This window comes from Streptomyces resistomycificus (assembly GCF_001514265.1).
Lineage (GTDB): Bacteria > Actinomycetota > Actinomycetes > Streptomycetales > Streptomycetaceae > Streptomyces > Streptomyces resistomycificus.
Window position 1 is genome coordinate 257,918 of the sequence record NZ_KQ948988.1, and the last position, 15,603, is coordinate 273,520.

A 15,603-nucleotide genomic window follows, 5' to 3' on the forward strand; every position below is an offset into this window, starting at 1 on the left:
CGCACCACCGGAGGCGACCCATGGAACAGACTGCTTTGCGCCCCAAGCCGATGCCCGGTCAACAGCCCGGCGGCGGCGCCAGGTCCGGTGCCGCCCGGCACCCGCACGCCGCTCGCCGGCGCGGCCGACGGCTGCGGGCCCTGCTGTTCGCCCTGTTCGTCGGCACGGTCCTGGTCCTGTCCGGGGTCGGACTCGGAACGGTCGGTGCCACGGTGATCGGCCTGACCAAGCTCGCCGAATTCCAGCGGCAGGCTGCTGGTGCGGCGGAGGCGGGACAGCCGGGGCCCGCGGTGCCGGGAGTCTCGGGGACGTCGGGGGTGTCGGGTAAGTCGGGTGACGGCCGGGGGAGTGCGTCCGCCCCGGCCCGCCCCGGCTCTCCCGTGTCCGCCCCGGCCGATGCGCCCGCGCCCGTCGTCGCGACCCTCGGGCTGGAGGCCGTGGACGCCGGGAAGCCGGGCGCCCTGGTCGTCGGCGTGCACGTGCCCGGCCCGGGGTACGCGGCGGGCCTGGTCCGCGGCGACGTCCTCCTCACGTTCGGCCGGACCAGGATCGACTCGGCGGCCGACCTCGCGCGAGCCGTCGCCGACGCCCGGCCCGGCAAGGGGATCGTCGTGACGGTCCGCCATCGCAGCGGCGGCTACCAGCAGTTGACGGTGGTACCCGGGGTCGTCACGTGACCACCCGGAAGTGACTGGTGAGCCTGCCCTCGTCGTCGAGGACGTGGAAGGCCAGCCCGACCGGTGCGTCCCGGTCCGCGACCTGCTCGCCCTCCCACGGCAGCCGTAGGGTCCACGTCACCCCCGGCCCGACGACCAGCGGCCGCCCGGCGAACGTGGTGGCGGCGGGCGTGTGCGCGTGACCGGTGATGAGTCCGGAGATCTCCGGCCGACGCTCCAGCAGCGCGGACAGCCTCTCCGCCCCGCGCAACCGGTACGTGTCGGGCAGTGGGTGGTGCACGGCGGCCGGTGGGTGGTGGAAGGCCAGCAGGGCGGGAAGGCTCCCGTCGAGTTCGTCGAGCGTCGCCTCGATCCAGTCGTACGTCTCCTTGTCCAGGGCGCCTTCGTCGCTGCCCGGGATGCTGGAGTCGCACATCAGCACGGCTCCGTCGTCGAAGGCGTGCATGCTGTTGACCGGCCCGTCGGCCGCCGCCCGGCCGAGCAGGGCCTTGCGGTACGGAGCCCGGCTGTCGTGGTTGCCCGGGCAGGTCAGCACCGGGAACGGGGCGTCACCGTCGCGCAGCCCGAGGACGCGGGCGGCCTCCTCGTACTCCGCCTCCGTGCCGTGGTCCGCGATGTCCCCGGTCACCAGCAGCGCGTCCACCTTTCCCGGCAGCCGCCACAGCCGGTCACGGACGCGCTCGGCGCGCTCGGTCGCCCGGGTGCTTCCGTCCAGATGCAGATCGCTGATGTGGGCGAGTACGAGCACGGCGAGCGCCTCCCGAACGTGTGTCTAATGGGTGGAGGTGATCTAAACATTAGGATTAATGGGTGCGCAACGTCCAGGCATTAGGTGGGGTGGGAGGTGGTGCGGCCCAAAGACCCGACAACCGGCTCGCGCCGCCCTCGCTGTGCGGGCAGGATGCTGCCCGTAGCCCCTTCACCCGCCCCGGGAGGCCCGGATGACCGGCAGTACGGCCGCGACCTTCACCGCCGACGACTACAGGGCGCGCATGGAGCGTGCGGCGAGGGCGGCCGCCGAGGCGGGGCTGGCCGGGCTGCTGGTGGCCCCGGGGCCGGACCTGGTGTGGCTCACCGGCTACGCGCCCACCGCGGCCACCGAGCGGCTCACCCTGCTGGTCCTCGCCCCGGGACGGGATCCGGTCCTGGTCGTCCCCACCCTGGAGGCACCGGACGCGGCGAAGGCGGCCGGCGCGTCGGCCCTGACCCTGCGCGACTGGACGGACGGCAAGGACCCCTACGCCGCCACCGCCGCGCTCCTGGACACCTCCGGCAGCTTCGGCGTCAGCGACAACACCTGGGCGATGCACCTCCTGGGACTGCAGAGGACACTGCCGGACACCTCCTACGCCTCCCTCACCGAGGCCCTGCCGATGCTCCGCGCCGTCAAGGACACGGCGGAACTGGAACTGCTGGCCGCGGCGGGCGCGGCCGCCGACGCGACGTTCGAGCAGATCCGCGACGTGCCCTTCGCCGGCCGCGGGGAGTCCGAGATCGCGGCCGACCTGGACCGCCTGCTGCGGGAACACGGCCACGCACAGGTCGACTTCACCATCGTCGCCTCCGGCCCGAACGGCGCCAACCCGCACCACGAGGTGGGCGACCGGGTCGTCGAGCGCGGCGACATGGTCGTCCTGGACTTCGGCGGGCTGAAGGACGGCTACGGCTCCGACACCTCCCGCACGGTCCACGTCGGCGAACCCACCGACGAGGAGCGCCGGGTGCACGACCTCGTGCGCGAGGCCCAGGAGGCGGGCTTTCGGGCGGTACGGCCCGGGGTCGCCTGCCAGGAGGTCGACCGGGCCGCCCGCGCGGTCATCGCCGCCGCCGGGTACGGCGAGTACTTCATCCACCGCACCGGTCACGGCATCGGCGTCACCACGCACGAACCGCCGTACATGATCGAGGGCGAGGAACAGCCCCTGGTGCCCGGCATGTGCTTCTCCGTGGAGCCCGGCGTCTATCTGCCCGGCCGGTTCGGGGTGCGCATCGAGGACATCGTCACGGTCACCGAGGACGGCGGCCGCCGTCTCAACGACACGACCCGGGAGATGGTGATGGTCGACTGACACGGCGGCGCCGACAGCACCGGCAGGAGTCCCCACGCCCCCCACGCCTCCCACTCCTCACCCCCTCAGGAACGACGACGGCGCGACCATGACCCAGGCACCGACACCCACAGCGGACACCGTCCGCCGGCTGGTCCGCACCCTCCTCAAGGAGGGTTCGAGGGCCGCCGCCGGCCCCGACGTCCGGCCCGTCGCGGAGGGCGCCGAGCCGACCACCTGGTGGGTCGGCACCCGCCACGTTCTGCGCCTGGCCCCCGATCGTGAGGCCGCCGCCCGCCGACGCCGCGAACTGCGCCTGCGCGACCTGGTCCGCCCCCATCTGCCGGTCGCGGTGCCGACCAGCGTGGCCCACGGCGAGTGGGCGCCCGGGCTGGCTTACACACTGGACACCAGGCTGCCCGGCGGCTCGGGCGAGGACCACGACGTGTCGGCCGTCGGCGAGGCCGACCTCGCCGGACTGCTCACCGGACTGCGGGAGGTGCCCGTCCGGCAGGCCGAGGCGCTCGGGGTGCCGCGCACCGGACCGCGCTCCCTGGAGGCACTGCGCCGGAAGGCCGAGCGTGCCGCCCAACGCCTCGCCGCGGCCGACGAGTTCGACGCCGCCCGCCTCCAGCAGCTCACTGCCCCGGCCGCGGGCCAGCTCGCCGCCCAGTCCGGCAGCGCGGTGCTCGTCCACCACGGTCTCACCGGCGACCACCTCGTGGTCAGCGCCGACGGCCGGGTGCGCGGGATCCTGGACTGGACCGAGGCGGTGGTCGGCGACCCCGCGGAGGACATCGCCGGCCTCGCCCGCGCCGTCGGCTCCCCGGCCGCCGTCCGGGCCGCCACCCTCGCCGGCTACGGCGCCCGCCCCTGTCTGCGCGGCCTCTGGCTGGCCCGCTGCGACACGGTGATCCAGCTCGCGGACCGCGTCGAAGGCCGCGACGACGGCCCGCTGCCCGTGCTCAGGACCCGGCTGCGACGTGCCTGGGAGGCGATCCTGCTGGAACGCGTGACGGAACTGCGGGACGAGACGACGGACGACAGCCTGTAGCGCCACTGCCGCACGGGAGCGGAGCGCCTCAGGTGACCGGCGTCAGGCGACCGGAGGCGGCGGGGCGGACGCGGGTGTCCCGGTCGTGGCGGCGGCGCAGCGGCGGGCCAGGCGCGCGACGGCGTCCTTGAGCTCGGCCGGGCCGACGACCTCGAAGTCGGCGTCGAACCTTCCGACGATCGAGGCCAGGCCGGGCCACGACCACGACCCCAGGACGAGCCGGCAGCGGTCCGTGCCGAGTTCCTCGACCACTGCGTCCGGGAGGTACCGGGACACGTCGGCGGCGGGCAGGTCGAGGAGCACCTCGCCGCGGCAGGGCCAGTCGCCGCCGCCCTCACGGCCGTGGAACCTGTCGGCCACGAAGGCGGTCACATCCCCTCCGGGCAGTTCGCGCGGGGTGAAGCGGGGGCCGGTGGGAGTGCGCGGGGTGATCCGGTCGGCACGGAAGGTCCGCCAGTCCTCGCGGTCGAGGTCCCAGGCGACGAGGTACCAGCGTCCGCCCCAGGTGACGACGTGGTGGGGCTGCGTCCGACGAGGTGGAGCCGGGGCGCGGCGGTCGTCAACGGCTCCCGGCGGGGCGTAGTCGAAGCGCAGCACCTCGCGGGCGTGCACCGCGGCGCTGAGCGCCGTCAGCACGCCGCTGCCGACCTGTGGGGCCGGCCGCGACGAGGGGCGCTCGACGGCGGTCACCTGGAGGGTGTCGATCCGGCGGCGCAGCCGCGCGGGCATCACCTGGCGGACGGTGGTCAGCGCACGCGCCGCGGCTTCCTCGATGCCCGCGCCGGTGGTGGTGGCGATCCGCAGGGCCACGGCCAGGGCGACGGCCTGCTCGTCGTCGAACAGCAGCGGCGGCAGCTCCGAACCGGCGTCGAGCCGGTAACCGCCGTCGGGCCCCTTGAAGGCCGTGATGGGATAGCCCAGCTCCCGCAGGCGGTCGACGTCACGGCGCACCGTGCGCGGGCTGACGTCCAGCCGCTCGGCGAGCAGCGACCCCGGCCAGTCGCGGCGGGCCTGGAGCAGGGAGAGCAGGGACAGCAGTCGCGCTGACGTCTTCGGCATACGACCGATCCTGCCCCCGGAAGCGGACACATCCTGACCGCTTCTCCTGCGACTGTCGTTCTCGACCGGACCACGACGACGACCGGAAGGGCCCGACACCGTGACAGCCACGACCACCACCCCCCGCACCGCACCCGAGGCTCCCGACGCTCCGAGTGCTCCCGACTCCCGCGGCGCTCTCGACGCCGAGCGGACAGACCTGCTCGCCGCGCTCGCGACCGCGCGTGCGGCCCTGACCGGCACCGTTCGCGGACTCGACGACGAGCAGGCGGGCCGGCGCCCGACGGTCAGCGCGCTGTGTCCGGGCGGGCTCGTCAAGCACGTCGCGTCCATGGAGGAGACATGGCTGCGGTTCGTGGTCCAGGGCCCGTCCGCGATGAGTTTCGACCTGCCCGACGGCGTCACGTGGTCGGACCTCAAGGCCGGTACCGCACGCGAGATCCCGCAGTGGGCGATCGACCACCAGAGCGACTTCCGGATGCGGCCCGGCGAGACACTGGCCGGGATCCTCGAACGCTACGAGGAAGTCGCCGCCCGCAGCGAGCAGGTCATCGCCTCCGTGCCCGACCTGTCGGCGACGCAGCCGCTGCCGGACGCGCCCTGGAGCGAGCCGGGCGCGGTGCTCAGTGTGCGCGGGGTACTGATGCACGTCATCACCGAGACCGCCCAGCACGCCGGGCACGCGGACATCCTGCGCGAGACGCTCGACGGACGGACGTCGACCTGACCCCCTGCGCATCCCGACCCCGAACACGACCGAAGGGAACGGCACCACCGTGAGAACGCGCGAACCGGGCGTGAGCCGATGACCGTGCTCGACACCCGCGCCCTCAACAGGGCGACGCTCGCCCGGCAGTTGCTGCTCGACCGCGCCGACCTGCCGGTCCTCGACGCGGTCGCGCACCTGGGGGGTCTGCAGGCGCAGGAACCGCAGGAGCCGTTCGTCGGACTCTGGTCGAGGCTGCGCGCGTTCGACCCGGCGGTGCTCTCGGGCCTGCTGACCGGGCGACGCGTGGTGAGGACCCACCTCATGCGTCGCACCGTTCACCTGGTGACCGCCGACGACGCCCTGGCCTGGCGGTCCCGCCACGACGCCATGCTGCGCCAGCGGGTGCTCGGGGTCTACCGCCGCGAACTCGACGGGGTGTGTCTCGACGAGCTCGCGGCCGCGGCCCGGGCGGTGACGGCCGACGGCGAGCCCCGCTCGATGGCGGAGCTCGCGCGGGCACTGGCCGACCGCTGGCCGGAACCGGGACCGCGGGCGCTGGGCGAGATGGTGGTCGCCCTGGTACCGATGGTGCAGATGCCGCCGCGCGGGGTGTGGCGCACGAGGGCGGGAGTGCTGAACGTCCCGCTCTCGTCCTGGCTGGGGCGCGAGACCGATCCGCTGCCCCCGGACGGCTCCGATCCGGTGGGACAGGCGCTGGTACGGCGCTATCTGGCCGCGTTCGGCCCTGCCGCCTCGGCCGACCTGCGCGCCTGGTGCGGCCTCGCCGGACTGCCGGCCGCGGTGGCCGCGACGCGCGAACAGCTCGTCGCCTTCCGCGACGAGCGCGGCCGGGAGCTGCTGGACCTCCCCGACGCCCCTCGCCCCGACCCCGACACGCCAGCGCCGGTGCGGTTCCTGCCGGCGTTCGACAACGCGATCCTCGGCTATCACGACCGCGGCCGGATCATCGACGACGCTCACCGCGGTCTGTCGGTCGCCGGGGCGCGGGTGGTCCTGGTCGACGGCCGGGTCGCCGCGACCTGGACCGTCGAGGCGGACACGGTCGTCGTCACGCCGCTGCGTCGACTCTCCCGGGCGGACCGCACGGCCGTCGCCGAAGAGGGACGCACTCTGGCGTCCTTCCTCTCCGACGACGACAGTCAGCGCGTCCGGATCTCGCCGGCTCCCGGCGCCCGCGACTGACCAGGACTGGGCGGGCGGACGGGCCCCCCGGCTCCTCTGGGGGGCCGGCGGCAGCCTCGACCCCCGCTTCTCGTCGGTCGGGACGAAGCCGCCCGCCTGAGACGGTCACTCAGTCCTGCAGGAGCACCACACACGACTCGGCGGGCACGTGCAGTACCCCGCCCGCCCCCGGCGTCTCGACGGGCTCCCAGGCGGCGAGCACCTGCGCGGGGCGGGTGCCCAGGGGGATCGCCGCCGGCTCCCGGGCCAGGTTCACGGCCACCCGGACGTCCCCGCGCCGGAAGGCGAGCCAGCGTCGCTCCTCGTCGTACGCCACCTTGGTGTCGGAGAGGTCCGGATCCGTGAGGTCCGCCTGCTCGTGCCGCAGGGCGATGAGCCGGCGGTACCAGGCCAGCACACGCGCGTGCGGCTCGCGCTCGGGCTCGGACCAGTCGAGGCAGGAGCGGTCGCGGGTCGCCGGGTCCTGCGGGTCGGGGATGTCCTCCTCGGCCCAGCCGTGCGCGGCGAACTCCCGCCGCCTGCCCTGCCGTACGGCCTCGGCGAGCTCGGGGTCGGTGTGGTCGGTGAAGAACTGCCAGGGGGTGCCCGCCGCCCACTCCTCGCCCATGAACAGCATCGGCGTGAAGGGGGCGGTGAGCGTCAGCGTCGCCGCGCAGGCCAGCAGGCCGGGGGAGAGGACGGCGGACAGGCGGTCGCCCTGGGCGCGGTTGCCCACCTGGTCGTGGGTCTGGGTGTAGCCGAGGAGCCGGTGCGCCGCCACCCGGCTGCGGTCCAGGGGACGCCCGTGGCGGCGGTCCCGGAAGCTCGAGTACGAGCCGTCGTGGAAGTACCCGCCGGTGAGGGTCTTGGCGACCGCCCCGAGCCCGGCGCGCGCGAAGTCGGCGTAGTAGCCCTGGGACTCACCGGTCAGCGCGGTGTGCAGGGCGTGGTGGAAGTCGTCGTTCCACTGCGCGTGCAGCCCGAGACCGCCGTCCGCGCGCGCGGTGACCAGCCGCGGGTCGTTCAGGTCGGACTCGGCGATCAGGAACAGCGGCCGGCCCAGGTCGCCGGCGAGGCCGTCCACGGCGGTCGACAGTTCCTCCAGGAAGTGGCACGCGCGCGTGTCCGCGAGCGCGTGCACCGCGTCCAGGCGCAGCCCGTCGATCCGGTAGTCCCGCAGCCACGCCAGCGCACTGTCCAGGAGGTACGCGCGCACCTCGTCGGAGCCGGGCGCGTCCAGGTTCACGGCGGAGCCCCACGGCGTGTGGTGCGTGTCCGTGAAGTACGGCCCGAACACCGGGAGGTAGTTGCCGGAGGGGCCCAGGTGGTTGTGCACCACGTCCAGGACCACGCCCAGGCCGAGCTCGTGCGCCCGGTCGACGAAGCGCTTCAGGGCCTCGGGACCGCCGTACGGTTCGTGCACCGCCCACAGCGAGACTCCCTCGTACCCCCACCCGTGCTGTCCGGGGAAGGGGCACAGCGGCATCAACTCGACGTGTGTGACGCCGAGTTCGGCGAGGTGGCCGAGCCGGTCCGCCGCCGCGTCCAGGGTGCCCTCGCGCGTGTACGTGCCCACGTGCAGCTCGTACAGCACCGCGCCCGGCAGCGGTCGCCCCGCCCACTCGGCACGCCACGGGTACCGCTCGTGCTCGACGACCGCGCTCAGCCCGTCCGGCCCGTCCGGCTGCCGGCGCGAGCGCGGGTCGGGCCGCACCGGACCGCCGTCGACCGCGAACCCGTACCGGCTGCCGTCCCGCGCCTCGGCCTCCGCCCGCCACCATCCCGTGCGCTGCGGATCGCGCTCCAACGCGCGCGTGGCGCCGTCGCACTGGAGCGTCACACGATCGGCCTGCGGTGCCCACACCTCGAACTGCACGGACGGTTCCCCTTCGTCTGCCCACCGTGACGTAGCCAGTCCATCGTGCGTCAAACGAGATCAATACGCTGCTGAATCGGACCTATTGCGGCAGGTGTCGCCAGGTCCACACGGGTGCCGACCGTTTCCCCGTTTTCTGGACACCCGGCGTTCACTGCCCGACAATCACGAGCGTGACGTCGTCCTTCGAGTTCAACACGTACCCCGCGCGGTTGTCCGACGCGGAGCGCGACAAGGCGCTGAAGGTGCTGCGTGACGGCGCCGCCATGGGCCGGCTCTCGCACGACACGTTCGTGCGGCGGATGGAACTGGCGCTCTCGGCCCGCCGCTCCGAGGAACTCGCGGCGCTCACCGCCGACCTGCCCACGGAGAGCCGCCTCTCGCGGGCCGTGTTCGGCACCGTCGAGGCCGTCTCCGGCTTCACCGTACGGCTGCGCAGGGCCTGGCAGGCCGAGCGTCTGCCCAAGCTCCTGCTGCCCCACCCGGGCACCGGCCACGCCCTGCGGATCGGCCGCGACCCCGCCAACGGGCTGCGCCTGACCCACGAGACGGTCTCCCGCATTCACGCCGAACTCAGCCGCCAGGGCGGCATGTGGGTGCTGCGCGACCTCGGTTCGACCAACGGCACGACGGTGAACGGGCGGCGGGTGATCGGCGCGGCCGTCGTCCGCGAGGGCGACCAGGTCGGGTTCGGACAGATGGCGTTCCGTCTGTCGACCCACTGAGTCAACGCTTAGCTCTGGCCCACGCTTTACACACGGTTTCGCCTCAAGTCCCTTTGCGTTTCATGGTGTTGACGTACCCGTCAACTCGTGACTGACTGTGCTTACACCATGCACATCAGGTGAACCGACGGCACCACATTGTGGAGGTGTGCCCTGCCGCCCCTCCTCCGCTACCCGACCGTCGACGAACTCGGCACCAGGGCGGCCGCCCTGGTCGCCCGACATCCCGAGGACGCCCGACTGCGCCGGGCGGGCACCTCGCGCGCGGGCACCCCCCTGTGGCTGCTCTCCGTCGGTCACGGCAGCCGCCAGGCCCTCGTCGTCGCCGGCCCGCACGCCAACGAGCCCGTTGGCGGCGCCACCGTCCTCAGACTCGCCGAGCGTGCCCTCGCCGACCCCACCCTCACCACGGGCGCCGACGCCACCTGGAACCTGCTGCTCTGCCTCGACCCCGACGGCCTGCGCCGCAACGAACGCTGGCTGCGTGGCCCGTACACCCTCGGCCACTACTTCCGGAACTTCTTCCGGCCCGGCTTCCTGGAGCAGCCCGAATGGCTGCCCGACGGCGCCGCCGGGGCCGTACTGCCGGAAACCCGGACCCTGCTCAGCCTCCAGGACGAGCTGCGGCCCTTCTTCCAGTGCTCCCTGCACGGCGTCGACGTCGGCGGCGGCTTCGTCGAACTCACCCGCGACCTGCCCGGCCTCGCCCAGCGCGTCGCGCACACCGCGGCCCGCCTGGGCATACCGCGCGAACTCGGCCCGTACGACACCCTCTACTGGCCCAACCTCGGCCCGGCCGTCTACCGGATACCGCCGCCCCGGCCCACCGACCTGGCCGCGGCGATCACCGAGGCCGCCGTCGAGTCCACCTGGTTCCACCCGCACCGGCACGGCACGGTGACCGCCGTCGTCGAGGCACCCATGTGGGGCGTGGCCGCCGTGGAGGACGGCACCCCGCCCGCGGACGCCGCCGCGGTGCTGCGCACCGTCAGCCACACCCTGCGCCGCGACGCACACCTCCTGGAGCGGATCCTCGCGCGGATCCGGCCGCACCTCGCCGCCGCACCGGACACGGCCCGGCTGCTCGCCCCGGTCGAGGACTACCTCCTGGTCTGCCCCGGACTCGCCGACGCCTGGGACCCCGACGTCGGCGCCGGCGAGCGCCCTCTGCCGCCGCTCAGCACCGGCCATCTGACCGCCCTGCGCATCGCCGGACGCCGGCTGGCCCTGCGGACGGCGGGCCTGCTGCACCAGCTCCTGACCCGCTCCGGCACCGACCCGGCCGACGCGCTGCCGGAACTGGACCGGCTGGTCGACGAGTGGTGCGCCGACTACCACGACGGCTGCGGAGCACGCTGGATCCCGGTGGCACGGCAGGTGGAGTACCAGTCGCGGGTGGTGCTCGCCGCCTTCGACCTCGCCGGCCGGTACGCGCCCGCGTGCTCCCGTTCGGGTGAGTCGGGGTGGGGTTCGGAGGCCACCGTGCCGATGCATCGGGAATGACGCACACCACCACAGCGACAGCGGTACGGGGCGGACTGCTCGCGGCGGCCGCCCTCCTCCTCGCCACCGCCGCCCCGGCCGACGCGACGCCCCAGGAGTCCGCCCGGGGCGACTGGCTCTACGTCACGGTCACCACGGGCGACGCCCGCTCCAGCGACACCCGCGGCACCCTGCTCCTGTGCGACCCGCCCCAGGGCCACCGGCACGCCGCCGAGGCCTGCGCGCAACTCGCGACGGCCGCCGGCGACATCCACGCCTTCGGGTCCCGGGAAGGCTACTGCCCGATGATCTACGCCCCGGTGACCGCCCACGCGCGGGGGCGGTGGCAAGGCCGGCCCGTGGAGTACCGGGAGACGTTCTCGAACACGTGCGTCATGGGGGCGCGCACGGGAGCGGTCTTCGCGCTGGACGGCTGACAGCGCGTGCCGTGACGCACGCACGCGCGCCACACCGATGCCGTGCGCGTCCCACCGGACGGCCGCTCACGCCGCCCGGTCGCGTGCGTGCAGCGCCGCGGCGACGACCGTGCGCGACTGGTGCTCGACCTGGTGCTCCAAGGGCACCCAGCGGGCCCGGAAGCGCTCGGCGAACGCGTGGCTCCAGGTCGCCACGAGCCGTTCGAGCCGCGGCGCCGCATGGTCCTCGCTCTCCCGCAGGACCCGCAGCAGCATCGCCGCCGCCCGCAGCGGCAGCCGGCGTCCGAAGGCGTCCACGCTGCCCACGTACGCCCTGCTGTTGTCGGCGGGCGGGGTGTGGACCCAGTCCGAGGCCAGCCCCGGCACCAGTTCCAGCCCCCACCTGGCGGCCCGCAGCAGAGGCCCGTCGACGTCCGGGAGCCGGGGCTGCGCGTCGGCGAGGATCCGCTCCACCTCCAGCGAGTCCCGCAGCAGCCGGCCCGCCAGTTGTCGCAACGCGGCCGCCGGCGCCGGATGCGGTGTGGGGTCGTCCACCAGGTCGCTCGCCCACATCGGCACCTCCACCACCGCGGTCAGACCGCCGTAGCGGTGGGCGTGGTACCAGGTGCTGTGCCGGGCGTCGTCCGGCATGCTCGGATACGCCGCACCCGCCCCCGGAGCGGGCATGACGTGCACGCCGGGCCCGGAGGCCGGCCAGCCCGCGGCGTCCGAGGCGCCCGTCTCCACCGGTATGTTCAGCTCCGCCGCGGACTTGGCGAACGGCTCGGCCAGGCCCGGGACGTCCCTCGTCAGCTGCACCCAGCTGCCGCCCAGGTCGGTGCCGTGCAGGGTCACCTGGAGGTAGGGGCGCACCTCGTCGATGACGCCGGTCAGCGCGCGCGTCTCCGGGGGCAGCCGGTCCGGTGGCAGCAGGGACGGCGACCACTCCGGCTGCTCGTGCCCGGCGGGACGGAAGAACCCGAGGTGGTAGTCGAACAGACTGCGGGGTGCCGGGGTGACGTGGAGGCTGGCCCCGTCGGGATCGGCGCACAGCAGGAAGTGCCAGGACGTGTCGCTGCGCAACTCCCGCTCGCGCAGCACCCGTTCGGCGACCGCCAGGAGCGTGGATCCGCCGGTCGGCTCGTTGGAGTGGGCGCCCGCGACCACCAGGACGGCACGGCGGGCATGACCGACGGACAGCAGATGCAGGGGCCGGCCGGCGCGGGAGGAGCCCACCTGTCTCAGGGTGCACACGCCGGGTCGGTGGGCGGCCAGCGCCCGTGCGGACGTGACCAGTTCGGTCACCGTGGGGTAGCGCAGCTCCGGCAGGAGACTCACCCCCGTCACACCGTCACATCCGCCCGGCTTCGCAATCCGCAGTACCCCACGCTCCGGTTGAGCTGTCAAGGACGCCACGGGGGAGGCTCCAGGGGGCGCCCGGATGCATTCAGCGGCCGCAGGGCCTGCGGCGAGCCGGGCCCGAGGCGGCAGAGGGGTCAGGGAGCCCGGACGGACGGGGTAGCGTGCTGCCGAACCCGCCGCTGGTCAGGCGACCGGCCGGTCCCGTGGCGCACCTCCTCGCCCCGCGTGGGTACGCCGTCGTCGAGCCCCCGGCGCCCGCCGGATCCGACGCTCACCACCACACGCCCTCCCCGAGGCAGGAGCCCCGGGAGCACGCTCCGGGGTGAGCCGGTCGCGAGACCACCTCCGCACGCCTGCCCGCACACCTCCGGCGCACGCCACCCCCGCGCGCGTCTTCCGTCGCGTGCTGCGCCCCGCTCTCGTCTTCCGGCGCGTGTCCCGCCCGCACTGGTCTTGCGGCGCACGCCACCCCAGCACTGGTCTTGCGGCGCGCGTCACGCCCGCACTCGTCTTCCGTCCCGCATCACGCCCGCACTCGTCTACCGGCCGTGCCGCGCCCGCACCCGCCCGCCCGCCCACGCCACCCCCGCACCCGCCTACCCGCGCACGCCACGCCACACCCGCCTACCCGGGCACGCCCCGCCCAGCTCAGCCCACCCGCTCCAACAGCGCCACCGGCAGGCGCTCGAACAGCTGCTCCACGCGTGCGTGTCCCGTGAACTCCCGCTCCGGGGCCAGCACGTCGGCCCAGCGGCCCGGCGGCAGCGGCAGCACCGTGTCCCGCCAGCCGCCCGCCTCGGCCAGCCGCAGGGACAACCGGGTGACGGCCGTGAGGACGTCTCCCGACCGCGTGTACGCCACGCAGTGGGCCGCCGCCGGACCCTCGGCGGTGAGCGGCGTGTACGTCGCCGACTCGCCGAAGGTGTCGGGGCGCCGCGCGCGCAGGCCGAGCGCCGCCCGCGTCACCGCCCCCTTGTCCCCGGGGTCCTCCGGCGGGAACCGCACGGGCCTGCGGTTGTCCGGGTCCACCAGGGCCCGGTACTCGCTCTCCGTGCCCTGGTAGACGTCCGGCACACCAGGCATCGTCAGATGGACCAGGGCCGTGCCCAGCACGTTCGCCCGGACATGGGGCTCCAGAGCGCGCCGGAAGGCGGCCACGTGCTCACCCGGCGCCCCGCACGGCCCCGCCGCGACGAACGCCGCCACCGCCTCCTCGTAGGCGGGCTCCTGCTCCGTCCAGCTCGTGTACAGCCCGGCCTCCCGCACGTGCTTCCGCAGGGCCTCCTGGACCCGCTCCGGGGCCGCCGGGCCCAGTGCGAACACCGTCTGCCAGGCCGCCCAGGCCAGCTGAGCGTCCGGAACACCCTCCCCGGTGCGCGTGACCTCGGCCAGCACGTCGGCCCAGCGCTGCGGGCACTGCGTGAGGACGGCCAGCGCCGCCCGTACGTCGGCACTGCGCTTGGTGTCGTGCGTCGAGACGACCGTCCCGCCCACCGGCCAGTCGCGCTGGACGCGCGCGCAGTAGGCGTGGAAGTCCTCCGCGAGGACCGCCGGGCGTCCCGGCTCGCCGCCCACCTCGGTCGCCGACAGCAGCGGCACATAGCGGTAGAACGCCGTGTCCTCCACGGACTTGGCGCGCAGCGCCGAGGAGGTCTGCGCGAAGCGCGTCCGGAACTCCACGTGCGCGGGCCCGTCGCCGTGGCGTCCGAGCACCAGGTCGCGCACGACGTCGACCGCGCCGGCCTCCTCGGGGACCACGAAGGCGAGCCGCGCCTCGGCCGCGGCCTCCTCGGTGACCACCCGGGCCGCGTCCCCCGAGGCGTACGGCCGGTAGACCTCCAGGCGGACGAGGAGTTCCTGCAGGGCCGTGCGCAGCGCCCAGGGCGCCCGGTCGCGCAGCGCGGGTTCCGGCGACAGGGCGCACAGGCGGCTCGCCACCCGGGTCAGCCGGTCGGTCTCCGCCGCCAGCTCGTGCGTGAGCACCTTGTACGCCGCCCGTCGCACCGTCGCCGCCCAGTCACCGCCCCGGTCCGTCTGCGGCGCCGCGAACCGCCGGTACTGGCCGAGGAGTTCCCCGGCCCCCGCCGGGTCCGTGAAGAGACCGTCGACGTGCCGCAGCGCGTCGTAGCCGGTGGTGCCCGCGACGGGCCAGGACGCCGGCAGGTGCTCCCCGTCCGCGAGGATCTTCTCCACGACCGTCCAGCGGCCGCCGGTCGCCTCGTGCAGCCGCAGGAGGTAGGCGTCGGGGTCGGCTAGGCCGTCGGGGTGGTCGACGCGCAGGCCCTCGATCACGCCCTCGTGGAGGAGTTCGAGGATCTTGGTGTGGGTGGCCTCGAAGACCTCCGGGTCCTCGACCCGCACCCCGATGAGCTCCGAGATGCTGAAGAAGCGACGGTAGTTGAGCTCCGTACGGGCCAGCCGCCACCACACGGGCCGGTACCACTGCGCGTCCAGGAGCTGCGGCAGCGGCAGCTCCTCGGTGCCCTCGCGCAGCGGGAAGACGTGGTCGTAGTAGCGCAGCAGGCTTCCCTCGACCTTCAGGTGTTCGATCTCCGCGCCGAGGGGCTGCCCGAGCACCGGGAGCAGCACCTGGCCGCCCTGCGCCTCCCAGTCGATGTCGAACCAGCGCGCGTACGCCGACTTGGGGCCCTCCCGCAGGACCGCCCACAGGGCGCGGTTGTGGCGCGGCGCCATCGCCATGTGGTTGGGCACGATGTCCACGACGAGGCCGAGCCTGTGCTCCCGCGCGGTGCGCGCCAGGGCCCGCAGTCCCTCCTCACCGCCCAGCTCCTCGCGCACGCGCGCGGGGTCCACGACGTCGTAGCCGTGCGCCGAGCCCGGGACGGCCTCCAGGACAGGCGACAGGTGCAGGTGCGAGACGCCGAGCGAGGCCAGGTACGGCACGGCCGCCGCCGCGGCCGAGAACGGGAACTCGGGCTGCAGCTGCAACCGGTAGGTGGCCGTCGGCACCGCCGGTTCGGTTCGCTCAGGTGTCATGCAGACCTACGTACCC

At 74.5% G+C, this 15,603-nt stretch carries 13 protein-coding genes; 8 read left to right on the forward strand and 5 right to left on the reverse strand.

Annotation, left to right across the window (positions count from 1 at the left end; all coding sequences use genetic code 11):
• The first annotated feature begins 20 nt into the window (after nucleotides 1–20).
• Nucleotides 21–677, forward strand: a complete 657-nt coding sequence (locus AQJ84_RS01060) for a PDZ domain-containing protein (RefSeq protein ID WP_030041325.1) — start codon at nucleotides 21–23, stop codon at nucleotides 675–677.
• Here the strand turns inward: AQJ84_RS01060 and AQJ84_RS01065 are convergent.
• The gene (locus AQJ84_RS01065; protein ID WP_030041326.1) at nucleotides 670–1,425 is read right to left on the reverse strand and encodes a phosphodiesterase; all 756 of its coding nucleotides are present in this window, start codon (nucleotides 1,423–1,425) and stop codon (nucleotides 670–672) included. The two genes, AQJ84_RS01060 and AQJ84_RS01065, sit on opposite strands and share 8 nt — an antisense overlap.
• Nucleotides 1,426–1,618: 193 nt before the next feature.
• Between AQJ84_RS01065 and AQJ84_RS01070 the strand changes: the two genes are divergently transcribed.
• Both AQJ84_RS01070 and AQJ84_RS01075 read left to right on the forward strand, forming a co-directional pair.
• A complete protein-coding gene (locus AQJ84_RS01070) occupies nucleotides 1,619–2,746 on the forward strand; it encodes an aminopeptidase P family protein (RefSeq protein WP_053193823.1) in 1,128 nt (375 codons plus the stop codon).
• An 88-nt stretch (nucleotides 2,747–2,834) separates the two neighbouring features.
• Complete coding sequence (locus AQJ84_RS01075) at nucleotides 2,835–3,779, forward strand: aminoglycoside phosphotransferase family protein (protein WP_030041329.1); 945 nt, start codon at nucleotides 2,835–2,837, stop codon at nucleotides 3,777–3,779.
• Nucleotides 3,780–3,821: 42 nt separating this feature from the next.
• Here AQJ84_RS01075 and AQJ84_RS01080 read toward each other — a convergent pair whose 3' ends face one another.
• The gene (locus tag AQJ84_RS01080) at nucleotides 3,822–4,838 is read right to left on the reverse strand and encodes a helix-turn-helix transcriptional regulator (protein WP_030041330.1); all 1,017 of its coding nucleotides are present in this window, start codon (nucleotides 4,836–4,838) and stop codon (nucleotides 3,822–3,824) included.
• Between the two features lie 100 nt (nucleotides 4,839–4,938).
• On the opposite strand from AQJ84_RS01080, the gene AQJ84_RS01085 reads away from it, so the two are divergent.
• Complete coding sequence (locus AQJ84_RS01085) at nucleotides 4,939–5,565, forward strand: DinB family protein (RefSeq protein ID WP_030041331.1); 627 nt, start codon at nucleotides 4,939–4,941, stop codon at nucleotides 5,563–5,565.
• A gap of 78 nt (nucleotides 5,566–5,643) precedes the next feature.
• Nucleotides 5,644–6,750 carry a winged helix DNA-binding domain-containing protein gene (locus tag AQJ84_RS01090; RefSeq protein ID WP_030041332.1) on the forward strand — a complete coding sequence of 369 codons (1,107 nt, stop codon included), beginning with the start codon at nucleotides 5,644–5,646 and terminating at the stop codon, nucleotides 6,748–6,750.
• Between the two features lie 109 nt (nucleotides 6,751–6,859).
• Here AQJ84_RS01090 and treZ read toward each other — a convergent pair whose 3' ends face one another.
• A complete protein-coding gene (gene treZ / locus AQJ84_RS01095; RefSeq protein WP_053193826.1) occupies nucleotides 6,860–8,605 on the reverse strand; it encodes a malto-oligosyltrehalose trehalohydrolase in 1,746 nt (581 codons plus the stop codon).
• A 173-nt stretch (nucleotides 8,606–8,778) separates the two neighbouring features.
• Between treZ and AQJ84_RS01100 the strand changes: the two genes are divergently transcribed.
• From AQJ84_RS01100 to AQJ84_RS01110, 3 genes are all read left to right on the forward strand, one after another.
• On the forward strand, nucleotides 8,779–9,330 hold the full coding sequence (locus AQJ84_RS01100) for a DUF1707 and FHA domain-containing protein (protein WP_030041334.1): 552 nt from the start codon (nucleotides 8,779–8,781) through the stop codon (nucleotides 9,328–9,330).
• A gap of 138 nt (nucleotides 9,331–9,468) precedes the next feature.
• Nucleotides 9,469–10,833 (forward strand): M14 family zinc carboxypeptidase, encoded by a 1,365-nt coding sequence (locus tag AQJ84_RS01105; RefSeq protein ID WP_030041335.1) that lies wholly within the window; start codon nucleotides 9,469–9,471, stop codon nucleotides 10,831–10,833.
• Entirely contained in the window at nucleotides 10,830–11,249 is a 420-nt protein-coding gene (locus AQJ84_RS01110; protein ID WP_030041336.1) for an SSI family serine proteinase inhibitor, read from the forward strand. Before AQJ84_RS01105 ends, AQJ84_RS01110 begins: the two co-directional genes overlap by 4 nt.
• A gap of 66 nt (nucleotides 11,250–11,315) precedes the next feature.
• Here AQJ84_RS01110 and AQJ84_RS01115 read toward each other — a convergent pair whose 3' ends face one another.
• Entirely contained in the window at nucleotides 11,316–12,566 is a 1,251-nt protein-coding gene (locus AQJ84_RS01115; RefSeq protein ID WP_053193828.1) for a M14 family zinc carboxypeptidase, read from the reverse strand.
• Nucleotides 12,567–13,238: 672 nt separating this feature from the next.
• Nucleotides 13,239–15,587, reverse strand: a complete 2,349-nt coding sequence (treY, locus tag AQJ84_RS01120) for a malto-oligosyltrehalose synthase (RefSeq protein ID WP_053192748.1) — start codon at nucleotides 15,585–15,587, stop codon at nucleotides 13,239–13,241.
• Nucleotides 15,588–15,603: the final 16 nt, after the last annotated feature.

What these genes read in the sequence shown, in the direction of transcription:
- AQJ84_RS01060 (WP_030041325.1), top strand. Translation starts at nt 21, where the DNA reads ATGGAACAGACTGCTTTGCGCCCCAAGCCGATGCCCGGTCAACAGCCC.
- AQJ84_RS01070 (WP_053193823.1), top strand. Translation starts at nt 1,619, where the DNA reads ATGACCGGCAGTACGGCCGCGACCTTCACCGCCGACGACTACAGGGCG.
- AQJ84_RS01075 (WP_030041329.1), top strand. Translation starts at nt 2,835, where the DNA reads ATGACCCAGGCACCGACACCCACAGCGGACACCGTCCGCCGGCTGGTC.
- AQJ84_RS01080 (WP_030041330.1), bottom strand. Translation starts at nt 4,838, where the DNA reads ATGCCGAAGACGTCAGCGCGACTGCTGTCCCTGCTCTCCCTGCTCCAG.
- AQJ84_RS01090 (WP_030041332.1), top strand. Translation starts at nt 5,644, where the DNA reads ATGACCGTGCTCGACACCCGCGCCCTCAACAGGGCGACGCTCGCCCGG.
- AQJ84_RS01110 (WP_030041336.1), top strand. Translation starts at nt 10,830, where the DNA reads ATGACGCACACCACCACAGCGACAGCGGTACGGGGCGGACTGCTCGCG.
- treY (WP_053192748.1), bottom strand. Translation starts at nt 15,587, where the DNA reads ATGACACCTGAGCGAACCGAACCGGCGGTGCCGACGGCCACCTACCGG.